Raw genomic sequence first — 17,637 nt, forward strand, 5'->3', positions numbered from 1 at the left:
TTGTCCTTATTACTCATCTTTTAAAAGATGAGTAATGATTAATTCAATATATTTATGTTGCTTAATATCTCAAATTAAAACAGGGAGGACGATAAAGGCATTCAGGGTGTTGACAAAGAACAGATACTTTTACGTGTGGGTAATTGAAATAAGGAGGAAAAAACAAATCAAAAGATAAATTAGAATCAACCGGTAATAAATAGTTACAGATGAATGTACAACTGTTTCTACAATTCATTTTTTTAAACGCTATCTTTGTGCAAGGCTTTCCGGCAACTTGCATGAGCTTACAAGGCTGATATAATTCAGCTTTACTGCCAGGCACGAGCAATGCAGCCCATGTATTAGGCGTAAAGCTAAAAAGAATAATTGGCAGTAATAATAAGCAAATAAGTCGGTGCATATCTATCTATCAGTTGTTTATATAAATACAGTTTAAAATATCCCCTAAGAGTAAGGTCAAGCATTTATTAAAAAATAAGCACACAAAATAAAACATGAATACGTTATAATACGCATTACATATTTTATATTTAGATATCTCCTGATATAAAAACAAGAAAAGGTAGCACATGCAATTTAGTACTGAATTTAGACTTGATCGCCCATATTTTTCTGAATGTTTTGAGCAATCAGCATTACATTTTCCACATAAAAAACCACGTATTATTTTTATCGCAGGGCTCCTTTTATTTGGTACATACATCATAATGTTGACGACACATCCTAAATTATTTGGTTTGTTTTTTTTCGCACTGGCTGGCATAGAGTATTTTAGTGTTAAGTATCAAAAATCATGGTGGCTTTGTCGACAAATGTGGAGTAAAAACTCTGGAAATAAAATTAATGTAGAGGTCGACGAAAAAGGCATAACAACGAGCAGTTTATATATTAATAATTGCCAACATTGGTGTGATATTAAACGCATTATCCACACGCCTAAAGGTATTTTACTGTTACTTGAAAATGGCCAAAAAAACTATTTGTCTCAAGCACATTTTAATCCCGAAGTTTTCGCTTTTATTACAATAAAATGCCAGAAAAACAACGACTTTTCTGACACACAAAAAAAAAGTAAACCAACTCAGAATTAAAGCTAAAAAACACTTTTCAGATGCAAGATACATCTAATTTAAGTGTTTTTAATAAGGTCTTAAAATCATTATCTAAAGGCGCATGAACTTCAATTTTGGCACCACTGACAGGGTGTTTAAAAATTAAAGAAGAAGAATGTAGAAGCAAACGTTGTGTTGCAAAATTATCTCGAAACATCTGATTATGTTTACCATCACCATGTGTAGTATCACCAATGATAGGATGAAAAACATGCTTCATATGTCGACGTAATTGATGCCTACGCCCACTTTTAGGTGTCAGTTCCACCAGCGAATAGCGTGAGCTCGGATACGGGCGCACACCGACATCAACCTCACAATGAGCAAGATACTGATAATGTGTTACTGCAGGTTGAGCTTCGGGTTCACGGGTGACATGTTTATGCGCAATTTTATCTAATTTCTTTTTGAGTGCATAATCGATGATCCCTTTATCAATATGTCCTCTTACCACCGCTAAATAGCGTTTTTCTATTTTTTGTTGTGCAAATTGCTGCATTAAATTAGACACGTGATTTTTATCCAGCAAAAAAAGTAGCGCCCCAGATGTTGGTCGGTCTAAACGATGAGCAGGATAAACCTTTGCGCCAACTTGGTCGCGTAATTTTTGTACGGCAAACTCGGTTGCATGCGTATCTAACCAACTTCGATGCACCAATAAGCCTGCCGGTTTATTAATAACGATGACATGTTCATCTTGATATAATATTTCTAATGGTGCAGCGTTGGTTGTTTTCTCTACGTCTAAAATTTGTATGTCTAACATGTTTCGTTCTCATTTATACATTCATTGTTTCCTGATATAATCCATACTCTTAATTAAATGGGATATATCCCGATAAAAAAGACTCCTTTATGATAAATATAAATACACTTACCGATTTTTTAGAACAAGCTAATACCCAATTCTGTGTCTATGATCTGGGTCGAAAAGTAAGTGAAATTTCTAATACAGACTTTGTAACTATCTGCTCCAATAAAAAACCGTACCCCTACCCTATCCAAAAACAAGCTTATTTCGCGCTTACTTTTTGGCAAGTTCCCACAAAAAAAGAGCACTTCATTTGGTTTCTAAAAATACCACTCGATGAGAAAGGACTCTTAAAAATAAGTGCCCAAACAAGTTTCATTCAAAGTGTCATCGGTGCTATGGGTCATGATTTGACCGCAAAAATAAACAAACAACAGCAGCAACATTTAGCACAAAATCCTTTTATTTTTAAACCCAACACTGAAAAGTTAGCCATTTTTAATGCTCTAATAAACACTATATTTGTGCGCCCTCCGTCTCTATTTTATAACACCGCGCACTCTTACTTTTCAGGTGAAAACACATGGAGTGCATGGGAGAATATAGGTATACAGGGCATTGCAGATATCTGCGCGCGACTCAATACCGATAATAATCAGCAACACTTAATAAACGCCATCAAACTCTTACCACAACAACCGTTGCAATCTCTTGCTTTATGCTTAGAGTCACAAAAAGATATCAATCCACCTTTAGCCAAAGTAATCGCACAACAAGCACGTATTGAACTAGAAAACGATCATCCTAACAATGCTATTTTATTACTTCGCGCTATTTCAAATGCTTCCGATAAAAATATTTTTAATGCACTATTAGATGAACAATTTAAATCTACTTTAATACATAACCCACATTGGTATATTAGTATTGTTGGTCGCTGTTGGCACCATCTCGAGGATGACTCTCGCCTAAATCAATTTTTTGAAGCCTTAGCAACACACCAATCTTCTCTCTTTAGTGCACTATTTACAGATCTTGTCGCGATTCCTCTCTTACGTGAAAAAGTACTCAAACAATTACGTTTAAATACACGATCAAATGCTCTCTCTGAGGCTATTGGTCACCTTTTTTCAAGTATTAATAATAAGCACATTGATGTTTAATCTACTCTTCATTTTATTATGCGTCTGTGTAGCACTTCTCTTCTGGAAACTACGCCAACAATCAGAGTATGCAGATATCCTCATTAAACAAAAATGTATCGCCTTAGATCTACAATTATTAAATGTAGCGAGATCGCATTTTAATTATAAACTCGGCGAACACTTTCTTGAGGCTCATTTTGTTTTTGAATTTAGTAGTGACAATGAAAATAGCTACCAAGGAATATTACGTTTAAGAGGATTACGTCAAGCTCGCTTTGAATTTCCTGTCTATCGCTCATTTGAGCGTGACGACACTCTCCATTAAGGTTTATTTAACATGCATCGTATCATTGCTATCGCACAACAATTATCTAAAGAAGGTAAAACGCCCAATACTGCTTTAATTAAAGCGCGCTTACCTAAAAATATCGCTCTTCCCTTAATTATTGAAGGGTTACGTCTCTGGCGCGACGATCCATATCAAGAGATACATTTAGAAAAATTTAACACTGTACCGCCAGACACTTCAAAAAAGAACTTAGACGCCTTAATTAAAATGCAAATTGATGAAAAATTAGCACCTTTATATACTCAGATTAAAGCTCTCCAACAACGTATTATTTTATTAGAAGAGAGCCATTAGGCATGTTTATTAAAGATCTTGTTTTTGAATGTTACCAAAACACTCATTATACTGCCATTGAACGTGCGATTAATAACTATTTGGATATGCTACGTTACAATGGCCAAATACTTGGTAGAGAATTCCCAATTGCTATGCAAAAAAGTGTTTTTTCAACGCGTCTCGTTTGCCCAGAAAGCAATAGTTTAGCTTCGTGCTTTAATAGCCCTCAAGTTGAAAAAGCATTAAATCAACTGACCGAAGCAGGCTTACTTTCCCCAAAAATAAAAAACGTGGCAGAAGATCTTAACTCATTAGCTTGTGCACCTAATTTTAAACCCGCATGGCAACTTCTCTATACTACATTTTTAGATACCTGTTCACCTTTACGTTGTGGCGAAACGCTAAACCCTATTCCACTTTATCGCAGTACCGAAGCTATCAGTAATGGAGATCGTAAAGCCCTTATAAAATGGCAAGAAGAATGGATAAATTGTGATGAATTACAAATGAATGGCAGTGCTGTTTCAGCTCAATTACTCCTTGAAATAGGTGATATTAATAGTCGTCTGTATAATATCGGGCGACGTCTTTGCCAGCGGGTTGAGAAAATAACAAACGTTCCAACTTACTATTATTTATATCGTGTTGCGGGGATAAGCTTACAAAAAGAACAAGATCGAAAATGCCCTAATTGTGCTAAAGAATGGCGTTTAGAATCGCCCTTATTTGACATTTTCGACTTTAAATGTGATACCTGTCAGCTCGTTTCTAACTTATCTTGGGACTTTAAAAAGTAAGGTATTATTATGTTAAAAAAAATAAAACGTTATGCCATTGCCATGTTAATTTTAATACTGCTCATTATCGGCTTCGTGATTTATCAAAAAGCAAACCGTGACAATGTTGGTGATATTAGTCTAGGTATCTTCACAACTCAAAATATTAAAATAAATATTTTAATAGACCCGATCGTCACCGGAGTAACCTGTCACATTGCTAGCATTGAAGATGATTTAAGCTTTTCTGACCCCTCTGATTCGGCTATTTCGTGTCGACAAACAGGAAAGATAACCGCTGTGATGATCCAAAATATCGACAAGTCTAAATCAGGAGAAATTGTTTTTAAAAAATCCAAAAGCATTTTCTTTAAAAACATGAAAATTCGCCGTATTTATGATACTCAAAACCAAACACTAATGTATGTATCATACTCAACAAAAGAAACATCAGGTAGCTTTAAGCATAGTTTATCAACCGTTCCTTTATGGGGTTCAGAAGCATATAAAAGTAGCCAGCCATAGATAGGCACGTTAACGTTTTATGTATCTCACATAAAACGTTAACGTAGCGCAGCCATTTTACGTAATACTTCTTTCTCTTCCTCCGAAATGAACGCTAATGTCAGTCCATTAATTTGTGCTTGATGGATTTGAGTCAAGCTTAACCCTGCTTTTGGTGCTGCAACTGCATATTCATAAGGAAGTTCAATACCTTCAACAGCAGGATCATCCGTATTTAAACAAGCTAAAATATCATGTTCAAGAAAGGTTTTTAGCGGATGAGTTGCATATGTACTCACGCTACTCGTTTGAATATTAGAAGTAATACACGACTCAATACCTATATTATGCTCACTTAAATAATCCATTAATTTTAAATCATCAAGCGCTTTAACGCCATGTCCTATTCGTGTTGCACCTAATTCATTAATTGCTTGCCAAATACTTTGTGCTCCAGCTGCTTCACCTGCATGGATGGTGACATTTAGGCCTGCATCTCGTACTTTTTTAAAATGCCGAATAAATAAATCACCAGGCTGACCTAATTCGTCACCCGCTAAATCTATCGCCACTAATTTATCTTTTTGTGTCAATAAACCTTGTAACTCTTCTTGACAAGCTTTTACACCAAAAGTACGACTTAAAATTCCAATTAAATTCGCCTGCATTGAGAAATCCCGACAACCTGCCTTTACTCCATCAATAACAGCCTCAACCACACCAGCTATTGGCAACCGATGTTTCATGGCCATATAATAAGGTGAAAATCTTAATTCAGCGTAATCTATTTGCGCATTTTTAGCATCTTCAACATTCTCATAAGCCACACGCCTACAAGCATCTAAGTCGCCTAACACCGCAACACCCCAATCAAGCTTTGATAAAAACCCCAGCAAATCTGCTTCAGAATCCACAACCTGCACGTGCGGTCGTAATGACGCCATATCCCATGCTGGTAATTCAATGTTGAATTTCCGCCCTAAATCTAAGATCGTTTGACTACGAATATTGCCATCTAGGTGCCGATGTAAATCGGTTACGGGTAATTTTTTATTTAGCATATAAAAATATCCTGATAATTAAAAATACAGTATAAATAAGCATTGTGACGACTGTCTGTAGAAAAAAAAAAAAAAGAATATATAACGTATTATTCCATGCGCCTTGATATATTTTTATAGAGAGGTATTATCCTCTCTTTTTGGGCGCAATAAAAATATGCTAGCAACCTTACTTATCATCGATGCCATGAACCTTATTCGGCGTATTTATGCCATTCAAGAAAAACAACATGGTGAGACAGCACGTGCGATTGAAGAAACAACAAGAGTATCGTGTAATGCACTCAACAAATTAGCAAATCTACATAACCCTACTCACGTTATTTGTGTTTTTGATAGCCATGCTAAAAGCTGGCGTCACCAATTATATCCTCAATATAAACAAGGGCGTAAACCCATCCCGCCTTTATTGAAAAAGGCATTAGAAAATATCCAAGATAAATTTATTGAGATAGGCTTTGAATCTTTACTCAGCGAAACAGATGAAGCCGATGATTTAATCGCCACCCTTAGTGAGAAAATCACTAATAAAAAACAAAAATGTATTATTGTTTCAACAGATAAAGGGTTTTATCAATTGTTGGGTCCGCAAACTTTAATCTATGATTATTTTCAAAACAGTTATACCGACAGTGGCCGCGTTTTAAATAAGATGGCTTTAAATATTGATAAATTATGTGATTATTGGGCTATCACAGGAATTTCAAGTAGTGCCATTAAAGGTGTTGAGGGTGTTGGAGACAAAGGAGCATTATTATTGTTACATGAATACTCCAGTCTACAGGCCATGTTCGACGCCCCCATCGACACAAAAAACAAACCTTTATGTAAAGTTAAAAAGTTTAAAGAAGAAGCTTTGCTAAGTAAAAAGTTAGTTAGCTTAAAAAAAGATATCTGTTTAGGCTTTAACCTCTCTGATCTTCGCTATCAAAACCCAAGATAGACAAGATAAAATTCCAATAAATATCACCGCAGACATTAGCCACGGATAAATACTATTAATCCTTATCAAACAAGGTAATACTAAGTTAAGTGGCGCATAAAACACATAGACATTTATATTAAAAACACAGCAAATTAGTGGACTCGTTTATTATATCTCCTTATAATCCGCACGAAATACATTCATATTCAAGTTAACACTTACAGGAACTATAATGCTCGAAAAAATATTTAAATTAAGCGAACATAAAACCACTGTTAAAACCGAAGTGATTGCAGGTATGACAACCTTCTTAACGATGGCTTATATTATATTTGTTAACCCCTCGATGCTATCTGCCACCGGCATGGATTCTGGCGCGGTTTTTGTAGCAACCTGCCTAGCGGTAGCCATTGGTTGTTTCATAATGGGGTTTTATGCGAATTACCCTGTTGCACTCGCACCTGGAATGGGACTCAGTGCTTTTTTCACTTATGTTGTTGTTCTCGATATGGGTTACAGTTGGCAAATTTCTCTTGGCGCAGTTTTCTTATCTGGCGTTTGTTTTACAACATTAAGCTTATTTAAAATTCGTGAATGGATAATAAACTCCATCCCAATGTCAATGCGTCACGGCATCGCAGCAGGCATTGGTTTATTTTTGGCTTTAATTGCTCTTGAAAATTCGGGGATTGTCATTAATAACCCTGCAACATTAGTTTCTCTCGGAGATATGACGGCACTGCCCGCTGCACTCGCATCATTAGGCTTTTTCTTGATCATTGCATTAGCACACTTTCGTGTTAAAGGAGGCGTTATGATAGCTATCCTTGGCGTTACCTTTATCGGTTTTCTTTGTGGGGACGTACATTATACTGGCATAATATCCTTGCCTCCTAGTATTCTACCAACCTTTATGCAAATGGATATTGCAGGTGCATTTAATGTTAGCATGATAAGTATTGTTTTTGCCTTTCTATTTGTTGATCTGTTTGATACCTCAGGAACGTTACTTGCGGTTGCAAGCAAAGCAAATTTACTCGATGAAAATGGTAATTTACCTCGATTAAAACGGGCATTATTAGCCGACAGTGGCGCCTCAATAGCCGGCGCAATATTAGGGACATCCACAACAACAAGTTATATTGAAAGTGTCGCGGGTGTTGCTGAAGGTGGTCGTACTGGATTAACCGCCGTTGTGGTTGGCGTTTTATTCTTATTTTCGCTATTCCTTGCACCTTTAGCCGGTATGATCCCAGGCTATGCCACAGCAGGGGCATTATTATATGTAGCGGTGTTAATGGTCGGGAGCTTAAAAGAAATTAACTGGGACGATATTACAGAGGCGGCCCCCGTGGTCGTTGTGACTATCATGATGCCTTTGACTTATTCCATTGCAAACGGTATCGCTCTTGGCTTTATCTCTTTTGCGGCCATTAAAATATTTTGTGGTAGATACAAAGAGTTAAGCAGTAGCGTATGGTTTCTTGCCATTCTATTTTTAATTAAATTAATTTATTTCGCATAAATTTTTTATTTAAAAACCAAACTCTCCATGCAGGCTAAAACGCAAAATTTAACCTGCATGGAGTAAAAACATTTTCATTAACGACTATTGCTGTTTACTTGATCATGAATCATTATCTTCATATCCTTTGCTCGCAAGCATATCTAATGCAACTGCTTGTGCGATTTTAATCCCATCAATGCCCGCCGATAAAATGCCTCCCGCATAACCAGCCCCTTCACCACCTGGATATAAACCTTTAACATTTACACTTTGAAAGTTTTTACCACGCTTAATCTGCACGGGTGAAGATGTTCTCGTCTCAACTCCGGTCAGCATCGCATCGTTACAATCAAAACCTCTAATTTTCTTAGCGAAAGCTGGAATCGCTTCTCGGATAGCATCAATGGCATAATCCGGTAAAGCATGACTTAAATCTGTCATTTTTACATTTGGTTTATAAGATGGTGTAATACTTTCAAAGGGTTTACCTACACCCGCATTTAAAAAATCACCCAACATTTGCGCAGGAGCATCATAGTTACTTCCCCCCATCACATAGGCATTACGTTCTAATTCACGTTGTAAGGCGATTCCTTGTAAGGGGTCATTGTTAAAATCACTAGGGTTAATACCCACAACAATCGCACTATTCGCATTACGCTCACTACGTGAATATTGACTCATACCATTCGTCACTACAGCATGTTCTTCTGAGGTTGCGGCAACTACTACCCCGCCAGGACACATACAAAAACTATATACAGAGCGCCCGTTTTTACAATGATGTACGAGTTTATAATCAGCCGCACCTAATAATGGATGCCCCGCATTAATACCAAAACGACACTTATCAATCATATCTTGCTTATGTTCAATACGGAATCCAATCGAAAATGACTGAGCTGCAAGATAGACTCCTTTCTCATGTAACATTTTCACCGTATCACGTGCACTGTGCCCTATTGCTAAAACAACATGCTTTGAAGATATCTCTTCTCCACTTTTTAAAATAACACCAGAAATTTGCCCAGCGTCTATTTTAAGTTCATCAACTCGTGTTTCAAAACGTATTTCACCACCTAACTCAATAATTTGTCGGCGCATTTTTTCAACCATAGTCACTAATTTATAAGTTCCTATGTGTGGTTTACTCACATATAGAATCTCTTTCGGGGCGCCGGCTGCAACAAACTCTTGTTTTACTTTTAAGCCTAAAAAATCAGGATCTTTAACTTGGCTATATAATTTACCATCTGAAAAAGTACCGGCTCCACCTTCGCCAAATTGAACATTAGACTCTGTATTCAGCTTACCTGTACGCCAAAATCTAAAAGTATCTTTAGCACGCTCATGCACTGACTTACCCCGTTCTAAAAGAATGGGTTTAAACCCCATTTGCGCAAGAATCAATGCACTAAATAATCCGCAAGGCCCCATACCGATAATAATAGGACGCTCTTTTAAATTTTTAGGTGCACTCGCAACATAACGATACGTCGTATCGGGCGATTCACGCACATTGGGATCTTTTTCAAATTGACTTAATATTTTCGCTTCATCAACATTTGTTAACGTAATATCAAGTGTATAGATCAAAGTGACCACATTGCGTTTTCGCGCATCATAGCCTCGTTTAAAAATATGAATTGCCTCTATTTGCGTCTTATGCAGTGCAAGTTTATCGAGCACAAAATTTTGTATTGCTTCGTCACTGTGATCGAGCACTAATTTAACTTGGTTTAAACGGATCATCATACACCTGATAATATGGGCTGAAAAATAGGCGAACAGTTTACGTTATCTTAGACGAAAATGACATTGCTATCCGCAATCTTTACTTGATATTATAATTTTAAAACGTACAACACCATTAAAGCAGACTTTGGCATCCCCAAAAAAAACACTTTTAAGTCTCGGTTTTACTTTACGGTCAATATAACATCAACAGAAAAATGCCCTTAAACAAAAAAAACCAGCAATTTGCTGGCTTTAAATAATAAACAAATGTTCTTTTACCGATTAGAAATCACTTTCATTATTCCAATTACACACAAGAATGCCACTGAGTAGGCAAATAATGACAACCATAATGAATTACTAAAACCAATGGTAATAAAACCAATCGCGGCAATTCCGGCCACCGATAATGCATAAGGCAATTGCGTTGAAACATGATCGATATGTTTACAACGAGCACCTGTCGACGAAAGAATCGTAGTATCGGATATCGGTGAACAATGATCACCAAAGACAGAGCCCGCAAGTACCGCACTTAACATCGGCAACATAAAGGCTATATCGGTAGAGGCGGCTAAATCACCGGCTATCGGCAACATAATACCAAAGGTTCCCCATGATGAACCGGTAGAAAAAGCCATTATTCCGGATAATACAAAAAGGATAACCGGCAACCAATGAATGGATATATTACCTTGTATTAAGCTCGATAAATAAGCCCCTGTATGCATATCGCCAATAACAGAGCCAATCGTCCAAGCAAAGAATAAAATAACAATCGCACTAAACATTGATTTAGCACCAATCCAAAGAGCACTTCCAATATCTTTTAAAGGTAATTTCTGTTTGAAAACGGTAATAAATGCAAGCAGTAAACCGATTAACGATCCGTAAACAAGCGAAGCACCAACATTTGTATGTTCAAAAGCTCCTAAGAATGAAAAAGGTTGTTGATTAACAGCGAGGGTTTGCGCTCCCGTATATAGCATAAAGAAAACAGTTGCAAAAATAAGTGCGATAATCGGATAGATCAAATCTGAAACTTTACCAAGATCACTTTCAGGAATCCCATATTCATCAAATAAATCGACAGCATTTGCATCATTACAATCATCGTTCTGCATGTCAGCCATTTCTTCGTGTTTTTTCATCAAACCAATATCAAGTTTGAAATAAATCACAGCAAAAACCATCAATAAAGTAAACAATGCATAAAAATTCATTGGAATAAGTAACACATAAGCACCTAGAGCAGAATACTCAGTGATGCCATGGCTGACTAAAATACCCGCAATGATAGTCATGATATAAGCCCCCCAACTCGACAGTGGCATCAAGATACACATTGGCGCTGCGGTTGAATCAAGAATATAAGCAAGTTTAGCACGCGAAACTTTAAAGCGATCCGTAACGGGACGAGCAACAGAGCCAACAGCAAGACTATTAAAATAATCATCAATAAAAATAAACACTCCTAAAAAAGCGGCTAATAATGCAGCTCCACGTTTATCTTTAATATGCTCAAGCGCCCAATTTGCAAAAGCACGAGTACCACCAGAAAGAGTTAGCAAAGCCGTCATCATTCCAAGTAACACAAGAAATACTGCAATGCTCATATTTCCTGCATTAACGACCCCTTCATTATAAATAAGATTTTTGGTGATATTTAAAATATAACTGCACGTATTTAGCAAAGAAAAGTCAGCTAACAATAGAGCACCGAGTACAATACCAAGACCTAACGAGAGTAGAACTCGGCGAGTGATAATTGCCAAGCCAAGAGCAACAATAGCAGGCAAAATCGACAGCGGGGATGCTGCAAAATCGATCAACATTAATTTCGTCCTTTAAAATTTAAAAGTATCCACCGTATAACATAGCGGATACTGGTGTTTTACTTTGTTTATTTTAATAAATAAACAACAAAATAAATAGATAAAAAAAGGCACTAATTTACCCTGAATACCCTCTAAATGCAACGTTGATACTGAGGTTATAAAAAAGCAAAGACATTAAATGTATTTAGTTTACTTATTTATTATTAATAATCACCAGAGAAAGGTCTTTTATTTTACAAACACAAACGTTTAATTGCACCCATTAAAAGATATAGAACCACACAAAAACAAAAAAAATAAGCTTTATCTTAGAATTTCTCCTTAAATAATAAAAAAAGCACTACGCTCAATACATCATTCGCATAAACAAGGATCATTCATGTACCCTAATTTAACGAGCATTAGTATTGATAATTATAATGACATACAACATTCCCAACAGGAATATCATGCATATTGATAAAATCGCAAAAGTAGATCTTAACCTTCTGGTCACCTTGCAAGTGTTATTAGAAGAATGCAGTGTCACACGAGCATCGCATCGTTTGCACTTATCTCAATCCGCTGTCAGTAAAAATCTTAACCGTTTACGAAAAATATTAAACGACCCCCTTTTCTTTCGAAGTTCTCACGGATTAAAACCAACGGCTCATGCACTACAATTAAAAAAAAATTTACCAATGCTTTTACAAAAAATACATCAATTAATCTTACCACCTAATTTTACCCCGAGTGAAAGCCACCGGAACTTTTCTTTTGCTTTACTTGATAGCACTTATGAAACCTTATTACCCGCTTACATTAGCCCTTTATTAAAAAAAGCACCTAATCTTAAATTAGATGTTTATGCTTGGAATGAGCTCTCGATGCGAGCCATACAACAAGGTAAAATCGACTTTGGGATCAGTGCCAGAGATTTACATCAAGATTCTAATCTTAATTTAAATAATTTACCCGATGGTATAGTCTTTGAAACACTTTTTACAACAAAACAAATCTGCTTGGTACGTAAAGAGCACCCTATGCTAACGACTAAAAGTTGGACTAAAGAAAAATATTTAGATATGACACACATACAAGTTCGTTGTGAAGGAAATGATTGGTGGGCACTTGATCATCACTTGGCGACCTATAATGAGCATCGTAAAATTAATATCACATTACCCGATTTTTATAGCGCCGCCAGTATTTGTGCGCACAGTGATTTAATACTCACATTGCCACTTATTTTTGCCCCACTCGCAAACAAATTATATGCTTTAGAAACATTACCCTTACCAATTGAATTTCCTGAAATTGCTTACATATTACTTTGGCATCAACGCAATACCGATGAGCCAGGGCATAAATGGATACGTGATATCATCATTGATAATATCAAAGATACTATCTAGTTAAACATTCTCATAATCCCATGGCATATTTCATCACTGTATCTTTTAATACACCGCTATGTTGCGCCATAAAAAAGATACTTTTACGCAATAAACGTATTGATGGCAACTGACTTTTACTGCCTTTATAAAACACATCCATTGCTGTTTGCATGAGCATATTCGGCACTTTTCTCTTTTGTTCATACTGTTTCAATACATCTGATAGCTCTAATGTATTTTGCATCACAAGTAAATCCACTAAACACTGCACATCTTTAAAACCTAAATTAACACCTTGGCCTGCCAACGGATTAATACTATGCGCGGCATCACCCACTAACACACAACTATCTTGATAATAATTTTTTGCATGCCGACGAGTTAATGCAAACCCGCCTTTTTTTTGCACTTCAAAATCAAAATCTAATATCGGAAATTCGTGTAATATTACCTGTTTTAATTGCTCTACAGATAAATCCTCTAATTGATTTATTTTTTCTGGGCTATGATACCAAACAAGACTTGCGTGTTGCCCCGCTAAAGGCAAAAACGCACACGGCCCCGTTTCGCGAAACTCTTGCCAGGTTGTGCTTTGCTGAGATTTATCCGTTTTAATACTGATCAATAAACATTTCTGACGATAATCCCACGCAGTGATCGGTATATTTAATTTTTGACGAATGAGTGAATCCGCACCATCGGCTGCAATAAGTAAATATGCATGAATCGTTATCCCGCTATCTAAGCAAACGCAAACGCCATTTTTATTATTGTTAAGCGTAAGTATCTCGCACTGTACATATAAATGTACATTGCTCATCTTTTCTAAAGCCCGCCACAAGGCACTTTGAATTAAACTATTTTCAGCCATCACGCCTAAACAATCTAGGTTTAAATTCTGACTATCAAACGTTAACTTAGCACTATCTTTTTCCCATGTTTGTAAACATTGATAAGCACATAAACGCGTTTTAGGTAAAGAGTTCCATATACCCGCTTTTTGTAAAAGACGTGTACTTTGCGCACTAAAAGCAGATACACGTAAATCAAAATCACCTGCTTGTTGGTGTATTTGTACTTTGTTCTTCTCAATAAGATGGATAATAAAACCTTGTTGAGCAAGTAATAAGGCGCTTAACGCCCCTACCATGCCACCACCCACAATAATAATTTCTTTTCTTCCCATTACATATCCTTTTAATGCCTTATTTTTTATACCTTTTTAACATAATTAATGAATATTAATCGCCATTATCATGCAATGTTTGGAAGTATCTTGAAGTCACACGATGATATGCGTAAAATGCTACCTCTTTTATAGTACTACAGTAGAGCAAGTGAATTATGAGTTTAAAATTACATGTCAAAACTTGGGGCTGCCAAATGAATGAATACGATTCATCAAAAATGGCAGATCTATTAAATGTCAGCAATGGCTACATTAGCGTTGATAATGCCGAAGATGCCGACGTTATTTTATTAAACACTTGCTCTATTCGAGAGAAAGCTCAAGAAAAAGTATTTCATCAGCTAGGCCGTTGGAAAAAATTAAAAGATAAGAATCCAAACTTAATCATTGGAGTTGGTGGTTGTGTTGCCTCACAAGAGGGTAAAGCGATTCGTCGTCGAGCGCCTTATGTCGATATCATATTTGGACCACAAACATTACACCGTTTACCTAAAATGATCCAAGATGTAAAAAATAATAGTTCGGTAGTTATCGATATTAGTTTCCCTGAAATTGAAAAGTTTGACAGCCTTCCTGAAGCACGGGCGGATGGAGCAACGGCTTTTGTAACCATTATGGAAGGGTGTTCTAAATATTGTACTTATTGTATCGTTCCTTATACTCGAGGTGAAGAAGTAAGCCGTCCTATTGATGATATTCTTTTAGAAATCGCCCAACTTGCAGAGCAAGGTGTTCGAGAAATCAATCTATTAGGACAAAATGTCAATTCTTACATTGGCGCTACATTTGATGGAGATACCTGTAGCTTTGCGGAATTATTACGTAATGTAGCCTCTATAGATGGCATTGATAGATTGCGTTACACGACCAGCAACCCTATTGATTTCAATGATGAAATCATTGAGGTCTACCGTGACACACCCGAATTAGTTGATTTTTTACATCTCCCTGTACAAGCAGGATCCGATAGAATTCTCAATGCTATGAAACGCGGTCATAATGTCGAAGAATACAAAGCGAAAATAGTAGCGCTTAAAAAAGTACGCCCAAACCTAACATTAAGCTCAGATTTTATTGTTGGCTTCCCCAATGAAACGGACGAAGATTTTCAAAAAACGATGGATCTTATTGAAGAAATGGGTTTTGATACCAGCTACAGCTTTATCTACAGTCAGCGCCCAGGCACACCGGCAGCCGATATGCCTGATGATGTTTCCCTGCAGGTGAAAAAAGAACGTTTAGCACGCTTACAGCATAAAATAACGCAACAAGCACAACAAATTGGTCGCCGTATGGTCGGTACAGTACAACGTATTTTAGTCGAGGGGCCGTCTCGTAAAAACATTATGGAATTATGTGGTCGAACCGAAAACAACCGTATTGTAAATTTTGAAGGCGATCATCGTTCTATCGGTAGCTTTGTCGATGTTAAGATCACGGACGTTCACAGTAATTCAATCCGTGGGGAATTTATCCGTAATGAAAGTGAGATGAACTTGCGCTTATCAATTCGACCCATTGACATTGTCAATAAACAAGTAGAAAATTCAGGTGTAAATACCTACACTCCAGAATAAAAGGTAAGAATACATGACCAACCAGTTAACGACGGTACACCTTGATTTAACACCTCAAAATAATGACAGGTTGGCGATTTTATGCGGGGCTTTTGATGTAAACATAAAGCACATTGAACGCCGTTTAGGACTCAGTATCAATCATCAACACTCACACTTTAAAATTATTGGTGAGCACCGTTATGCACAAGCGTGTCGAGATCTGATACAGGAATTATATATTGAAACTCAAACGATCAAAGGTAAGAAAGCGGACATTTCTGATGCAGATATACATATTGCATTACAAGCTTTATTAAATGATCATCGTTTATTAGAAGTACAACAATCCAGCGCAAAAATAGGTACTCAAACACTTGAGATAAAAACTAAACGAGGCATCATAAAGCCTCGTGGTGAAAATCAAAGTAAATATATTAGTAATATCCTTAATAACGACATCAGCTTTGGTATTGGCCCTGCTGGCACCGGAAAAACATATTTAGCCGTTGCTTGCGCCGTTGAAGCACTAGAGCGTCAAGAAGTCCGTCGTATTTTACTGACTCGCCCCGCCGTTGAAGCGGGTGAAAAACTCGGTTTTTTACCCGGAGATTTATCCCAAAAAGTTGACCCTTATCTCCGCCCATTATACGACGCTTTATTTGAAATGTTAGGTTTTGAAAAAGTAGAAAAACTAATTGAAAAGAAAATAATTGAGATTGCCCCTCTTGCTTATATGCGAGGACGTACCTTAAATGATGCCTTTATTATCCTAGATGAAGGTCAAAATACGACAGTAGAACAAATGAAAATGTTTTTAACACGCATTGGCTTTAATTCTTCAGCAGTGATCACCGGAGATATTACCCAAATAGATTTACCCGGTCATCAAAAATCAGGCTTACGCCATGCGATTGAAGTATTAAGTGATGTTGATGAAATCAGTTTCAATTTTTTTGATGCAGATGATGTGGTGCGTCACCCTATTGTCAGTCGAATTGTTAAAGCTTATGAAATATATGAAAATAAAACAAAAAATGGAACCGATAATGCAACTGTTTATTGATCTACAAGTAGCGAGTGCAAATAAAAATGCACTTCCCTCACTTGAAATTATTGAAAAGTGGCTATTAGAAGCGATTCTAAAAGGGTCCAAAACAACACGTTTTGAGGCTGAATTAACCGTGCGTATCGTTGACAGTGCAGAAATACAACAGCTAAATGTACAATATAGGCATAAAGATAAACCTACAAACGTGCTATCATTTCCTTTCAATGCACCACAAGGTATTAACTTACCTTTGCTTGGTGATATTGTTATTTGTAAACAGATTGTAGAACAAGAAGCACTTGAACAGCAAAAAGATTTAAATGCACATTGGGCACATCTGTTGATTCATGGTAGCTTACACTTATTAGGTTATGATCATATTATTGAACAACAAGCCCTTGAGATGGAAGATTTAGAAACTCAAATACTTGTAAAATTAGGTTTTCCTCCTCCTTATAATGAAACAGAGTAAATAAACGCA

The 17,637-nt window shown here is 36.6% G+C and carries 17 protein-coding genes; 12 read left to right on the forward strand and 5 right to left on the reverse strand.

From position 1 onward, the window contains the following. The first annotated feature begins 572 nt into the window (after positions 1 to 572). The gene (locus B8W84_RS05545; RefSeq protein WP_094752286.1) at positions 573 to 1,094 is read left to right on the forward strand and encodes a hypothetical protein; all 522 of its coding nucleotides are present in this window, start codon (positions 573 to 575) and stop codon (positions 1,092 to 1,094) included. 16 nt (positions 1,095 to 1,110) lie between these two features. Here the strand turns inward: B8W84_RS05545 and truC are convergent, their stop codons facing one another. Next, positions 1,111 to 1,881: a tRNA pseudouridine(65) synthase TruC gene (gene truC / locus B8W84_RS05550; protein WP_094752287.1), complete on the reverse strand. Its 771-nt coding sequence runs from the start codon at positions 1,879 to 1,881 to the stop codon at positions 1,111 to 1,113. An 89-nt stretch (positions 1,882 to 1,970) separates the two neighbouring features. Between truC and B8W84_RS05555 the strand changes: the two genes are divergently transcribed. The 5 genes from B8W84_RS05555 to B8W84_RS05575 are packed head-to-tail and all read left to right on the forward strand — an operon-like array spanning position 1,971 to position 4,937. Continuing rightward, entirely contained in the window at positions 1,971 to 3,029 is a 1,059-nt protein-coding gene (locus B8W84_RS05555; RefSeq protein ID WP_094752288.1) for a DUF3549 family protein, read from the forward strand. Then, positions 3,022 to 3,336: a DUF3301 domain-containing protein gene (locus tag B8W84_RS05560; protein WP_094752289.1), complete on the forward strand. Its 315-nt coding sequence runs from the start codon at positions 3,022 to 3,024 to the stop codon at positions 3,334 to 3,336. Before B8W84_RS05555 ends, B8W84_RS05560 begins: the two co-directional genes overlap by 8 nt. A gap of 12 nt (positions 3,337 to 3,348) precedes the next feature. Beyond that, the gene (locus B8W84_RS05565) at positions 3,349 to 3,654 is read left to right on the forward strand and encodes a hypothetical protein (protein ID WP_094752290.1); all 306 of its coding nucleotides are present in this window, start codon (positions 3,349 to 3,351) and stop codon (positions 3,652 to 3,654) included. A 2-nt stretch (positions 3,655 to 3,656) separates the two neighbouring features. Beyond that, entirely contained in the window at positions 3,657 to 4,433 is a 777-nt protein-coding gene (locus tag B8W84_RS05570) for a Zn-ribbon-containing protein (protein ID WP_094752291.1), read from the forward strand. A gap of 42 nt (positions 4,434 to 4,475) precedes the next feature. Next, positions 4,476 to 4,937, forward strand: a complete 462-nt coding sequence (locus tag B8W84_RS05575; protein ID WP_094752747.1) for a CreA family protein — start codon at positions 4,476 to 4,478, stop codon at positions 4,935 to 4,937. A gap of 38 nt (positions 4,938 to 4,975) precedes the next feature. Here B8W84_RS05575 and add read toward each other — a convergent pair whose 3' ends face one another. Next, positions 4,976 to 5,977 (reverse strand): adenosine deaminase, encoded by a 1,002-nt coding sequence (gene add / locus B8W84_RS05580; protein ID WP_094752292.1) that lies wholly within the window; start codon positions 5,975 to 5,977, stop codon positions 4,976 to 4,978. A 157-nt stretch (positions 5,978 to 6,134) separates the two neighbouring features. Between add and xni the strand changes: the two genes are divergently transcribed. Together xni and B8W84_RS05590 are read left to right on the forward strand one after the other, a co-directional pair. Further along, positions 6,135 to 6,920 carry a flap endonuclease Xni gene (gene xni / locus B8W84_RS05585; protein ID WP_094752293.1) on the forward strand — a complete coding sequence of 262 codons (786 nt, stop codon included), beginning with the start codon at positions 6,135 to 6,137 and terminating at the stop codon, positions 6,918 to 6,920. 214 nt (positions 6,921 to 7,134) lie between these two features. Further along, positions 7,135 to 8,427 (forward strand): NCS2 family permease, encoded by a 1,293-nt coding sequence (locus tag B8W84_RS05590; RefSeq protein ID WP_094752294.1) that lies wholly within the window; start codon positions 7,135 to 7,137, stop codon positions 8,425 to 8,427. Between the two features lie 102 nt (positions 8,428 to 8,529). On the opposite strand, the gene B8W84_RS05595 is transcribed toward B8W84_RS05590, so the two are convergent. Next, positions 8,530 to 10,161 carry an NAD(P)/FAD-dependent oxidoreductase gene (locus tag B8W84_RS05595; RefSeq protein ID WP_094752295.1) on the reverse strand — a complete coding sequence of 544 codons (1,632 nt, stop codon included), beginning with the start codon at positions 10,159 to 10,161 and terminating at the stop codon, positions 8,530 to 8,532. A 260-nt stretch (positions 10,162 to 10,421) separates the two neighbouring features. Beyond that, complete coding sequence (locus B8W84_RS05600; protein WP_094752296.1) at positions 10,422 to 11,981, reverse strand: Na+/H+ antiporter NhaC family protein; 1,560 nt, start codon at positions 11,979 to 11,981, stop codon at positions 10,422 to 10,424. Between the two features lie 452 nt (positions 11,982 to 12,433). Here B8W84_RS05600 and B8W84_RS05605 point away from each other — a divergent pair, with 452 nt between their 5' ends. Beyond that, positions 12,434 to 13,378, forward strand: a complete 945-nt coding sequence (locus tag B8W84_RS05605; RefSeq protein ID WP_094752297.1) for a LysR family transcriptional regulator — start codon at positions 12,434 to 12,436, stop codon at positions 13,376 to 13,378. A gap of 10 nt (positions 13,379 to 13,388) precedes the next feature. Here the strand turns inward: B8W84_RS05605 and B8W84_RS05610 are convergent, their stop codons facing one another. Beyond that, positions 13,389 to 14,546, reverse strand: coding sequence for an FAD-dependent monooxygenase (locus B8W84_RS05610; RefSeq protein ID WP_094752298.1), 1,158 nt, complete (start codon positions 14,544 to 14,546; stop codon positions 13,389 to 13,391). 158 nt (positions 14,547 to 14,704) lie between these two features. On the opposite strand from B8W84_RS05610, the gene miaB reads away from it, so the two are divergent. The 3 genes from miaB to ybeY are packed head-to-tail and all read left to right on the forward strand — an operon-like array spanning position 14,705 to position 17,628. Beyond that, a complete protein-coding gene (miaB, locus tag B8W84_RS05615; RefSeq protein WP_094752299.1) occupies positions 14,705 to 16,126 on the forward strand; it encodes a tRNA (N6-isopentenyl adenosine(37)-C2)-methylthiotransferase MiaB in 1,422 nt (473 codons plus the stop codon). Between the two features lie 13 nt (positions 16,127 to 16,139). Next, a complete protein-coding gene (locus B8W84_RS05620; protein ID WP_094752300.1) occupies positions 16,140 to 17,171 on the forward strand; it encodes a PhoH family protein in 1,032 nt (343 codons plus the stop codon). Continuing rightward, a complete protein-coding gene (gene ybeY / locus B8W84_RS05625) occupies positions 17,155 to 17,628 on the forward strand; it encodes an rRNA maturation RNase YbeY (protein ID WP_094752301.1) in 474 nt (157 codons plus the stop codon). The genes B8W84_RS05620 and ybeY overlap by 17 nt, the downstream gene beginning before the upstream one ends. Positions 17,629 to 17,637 lie beyond the last annotated feature (9 nt).

It is taken from the genome of Psychromonas sp. CD1 (assembly GCF_002239585.1).
GTDB lineage: Bacteria > Pseudomonadota > Gammaproteobacteria > Enterobacterales > Psychromonadaceae > Psychromonas.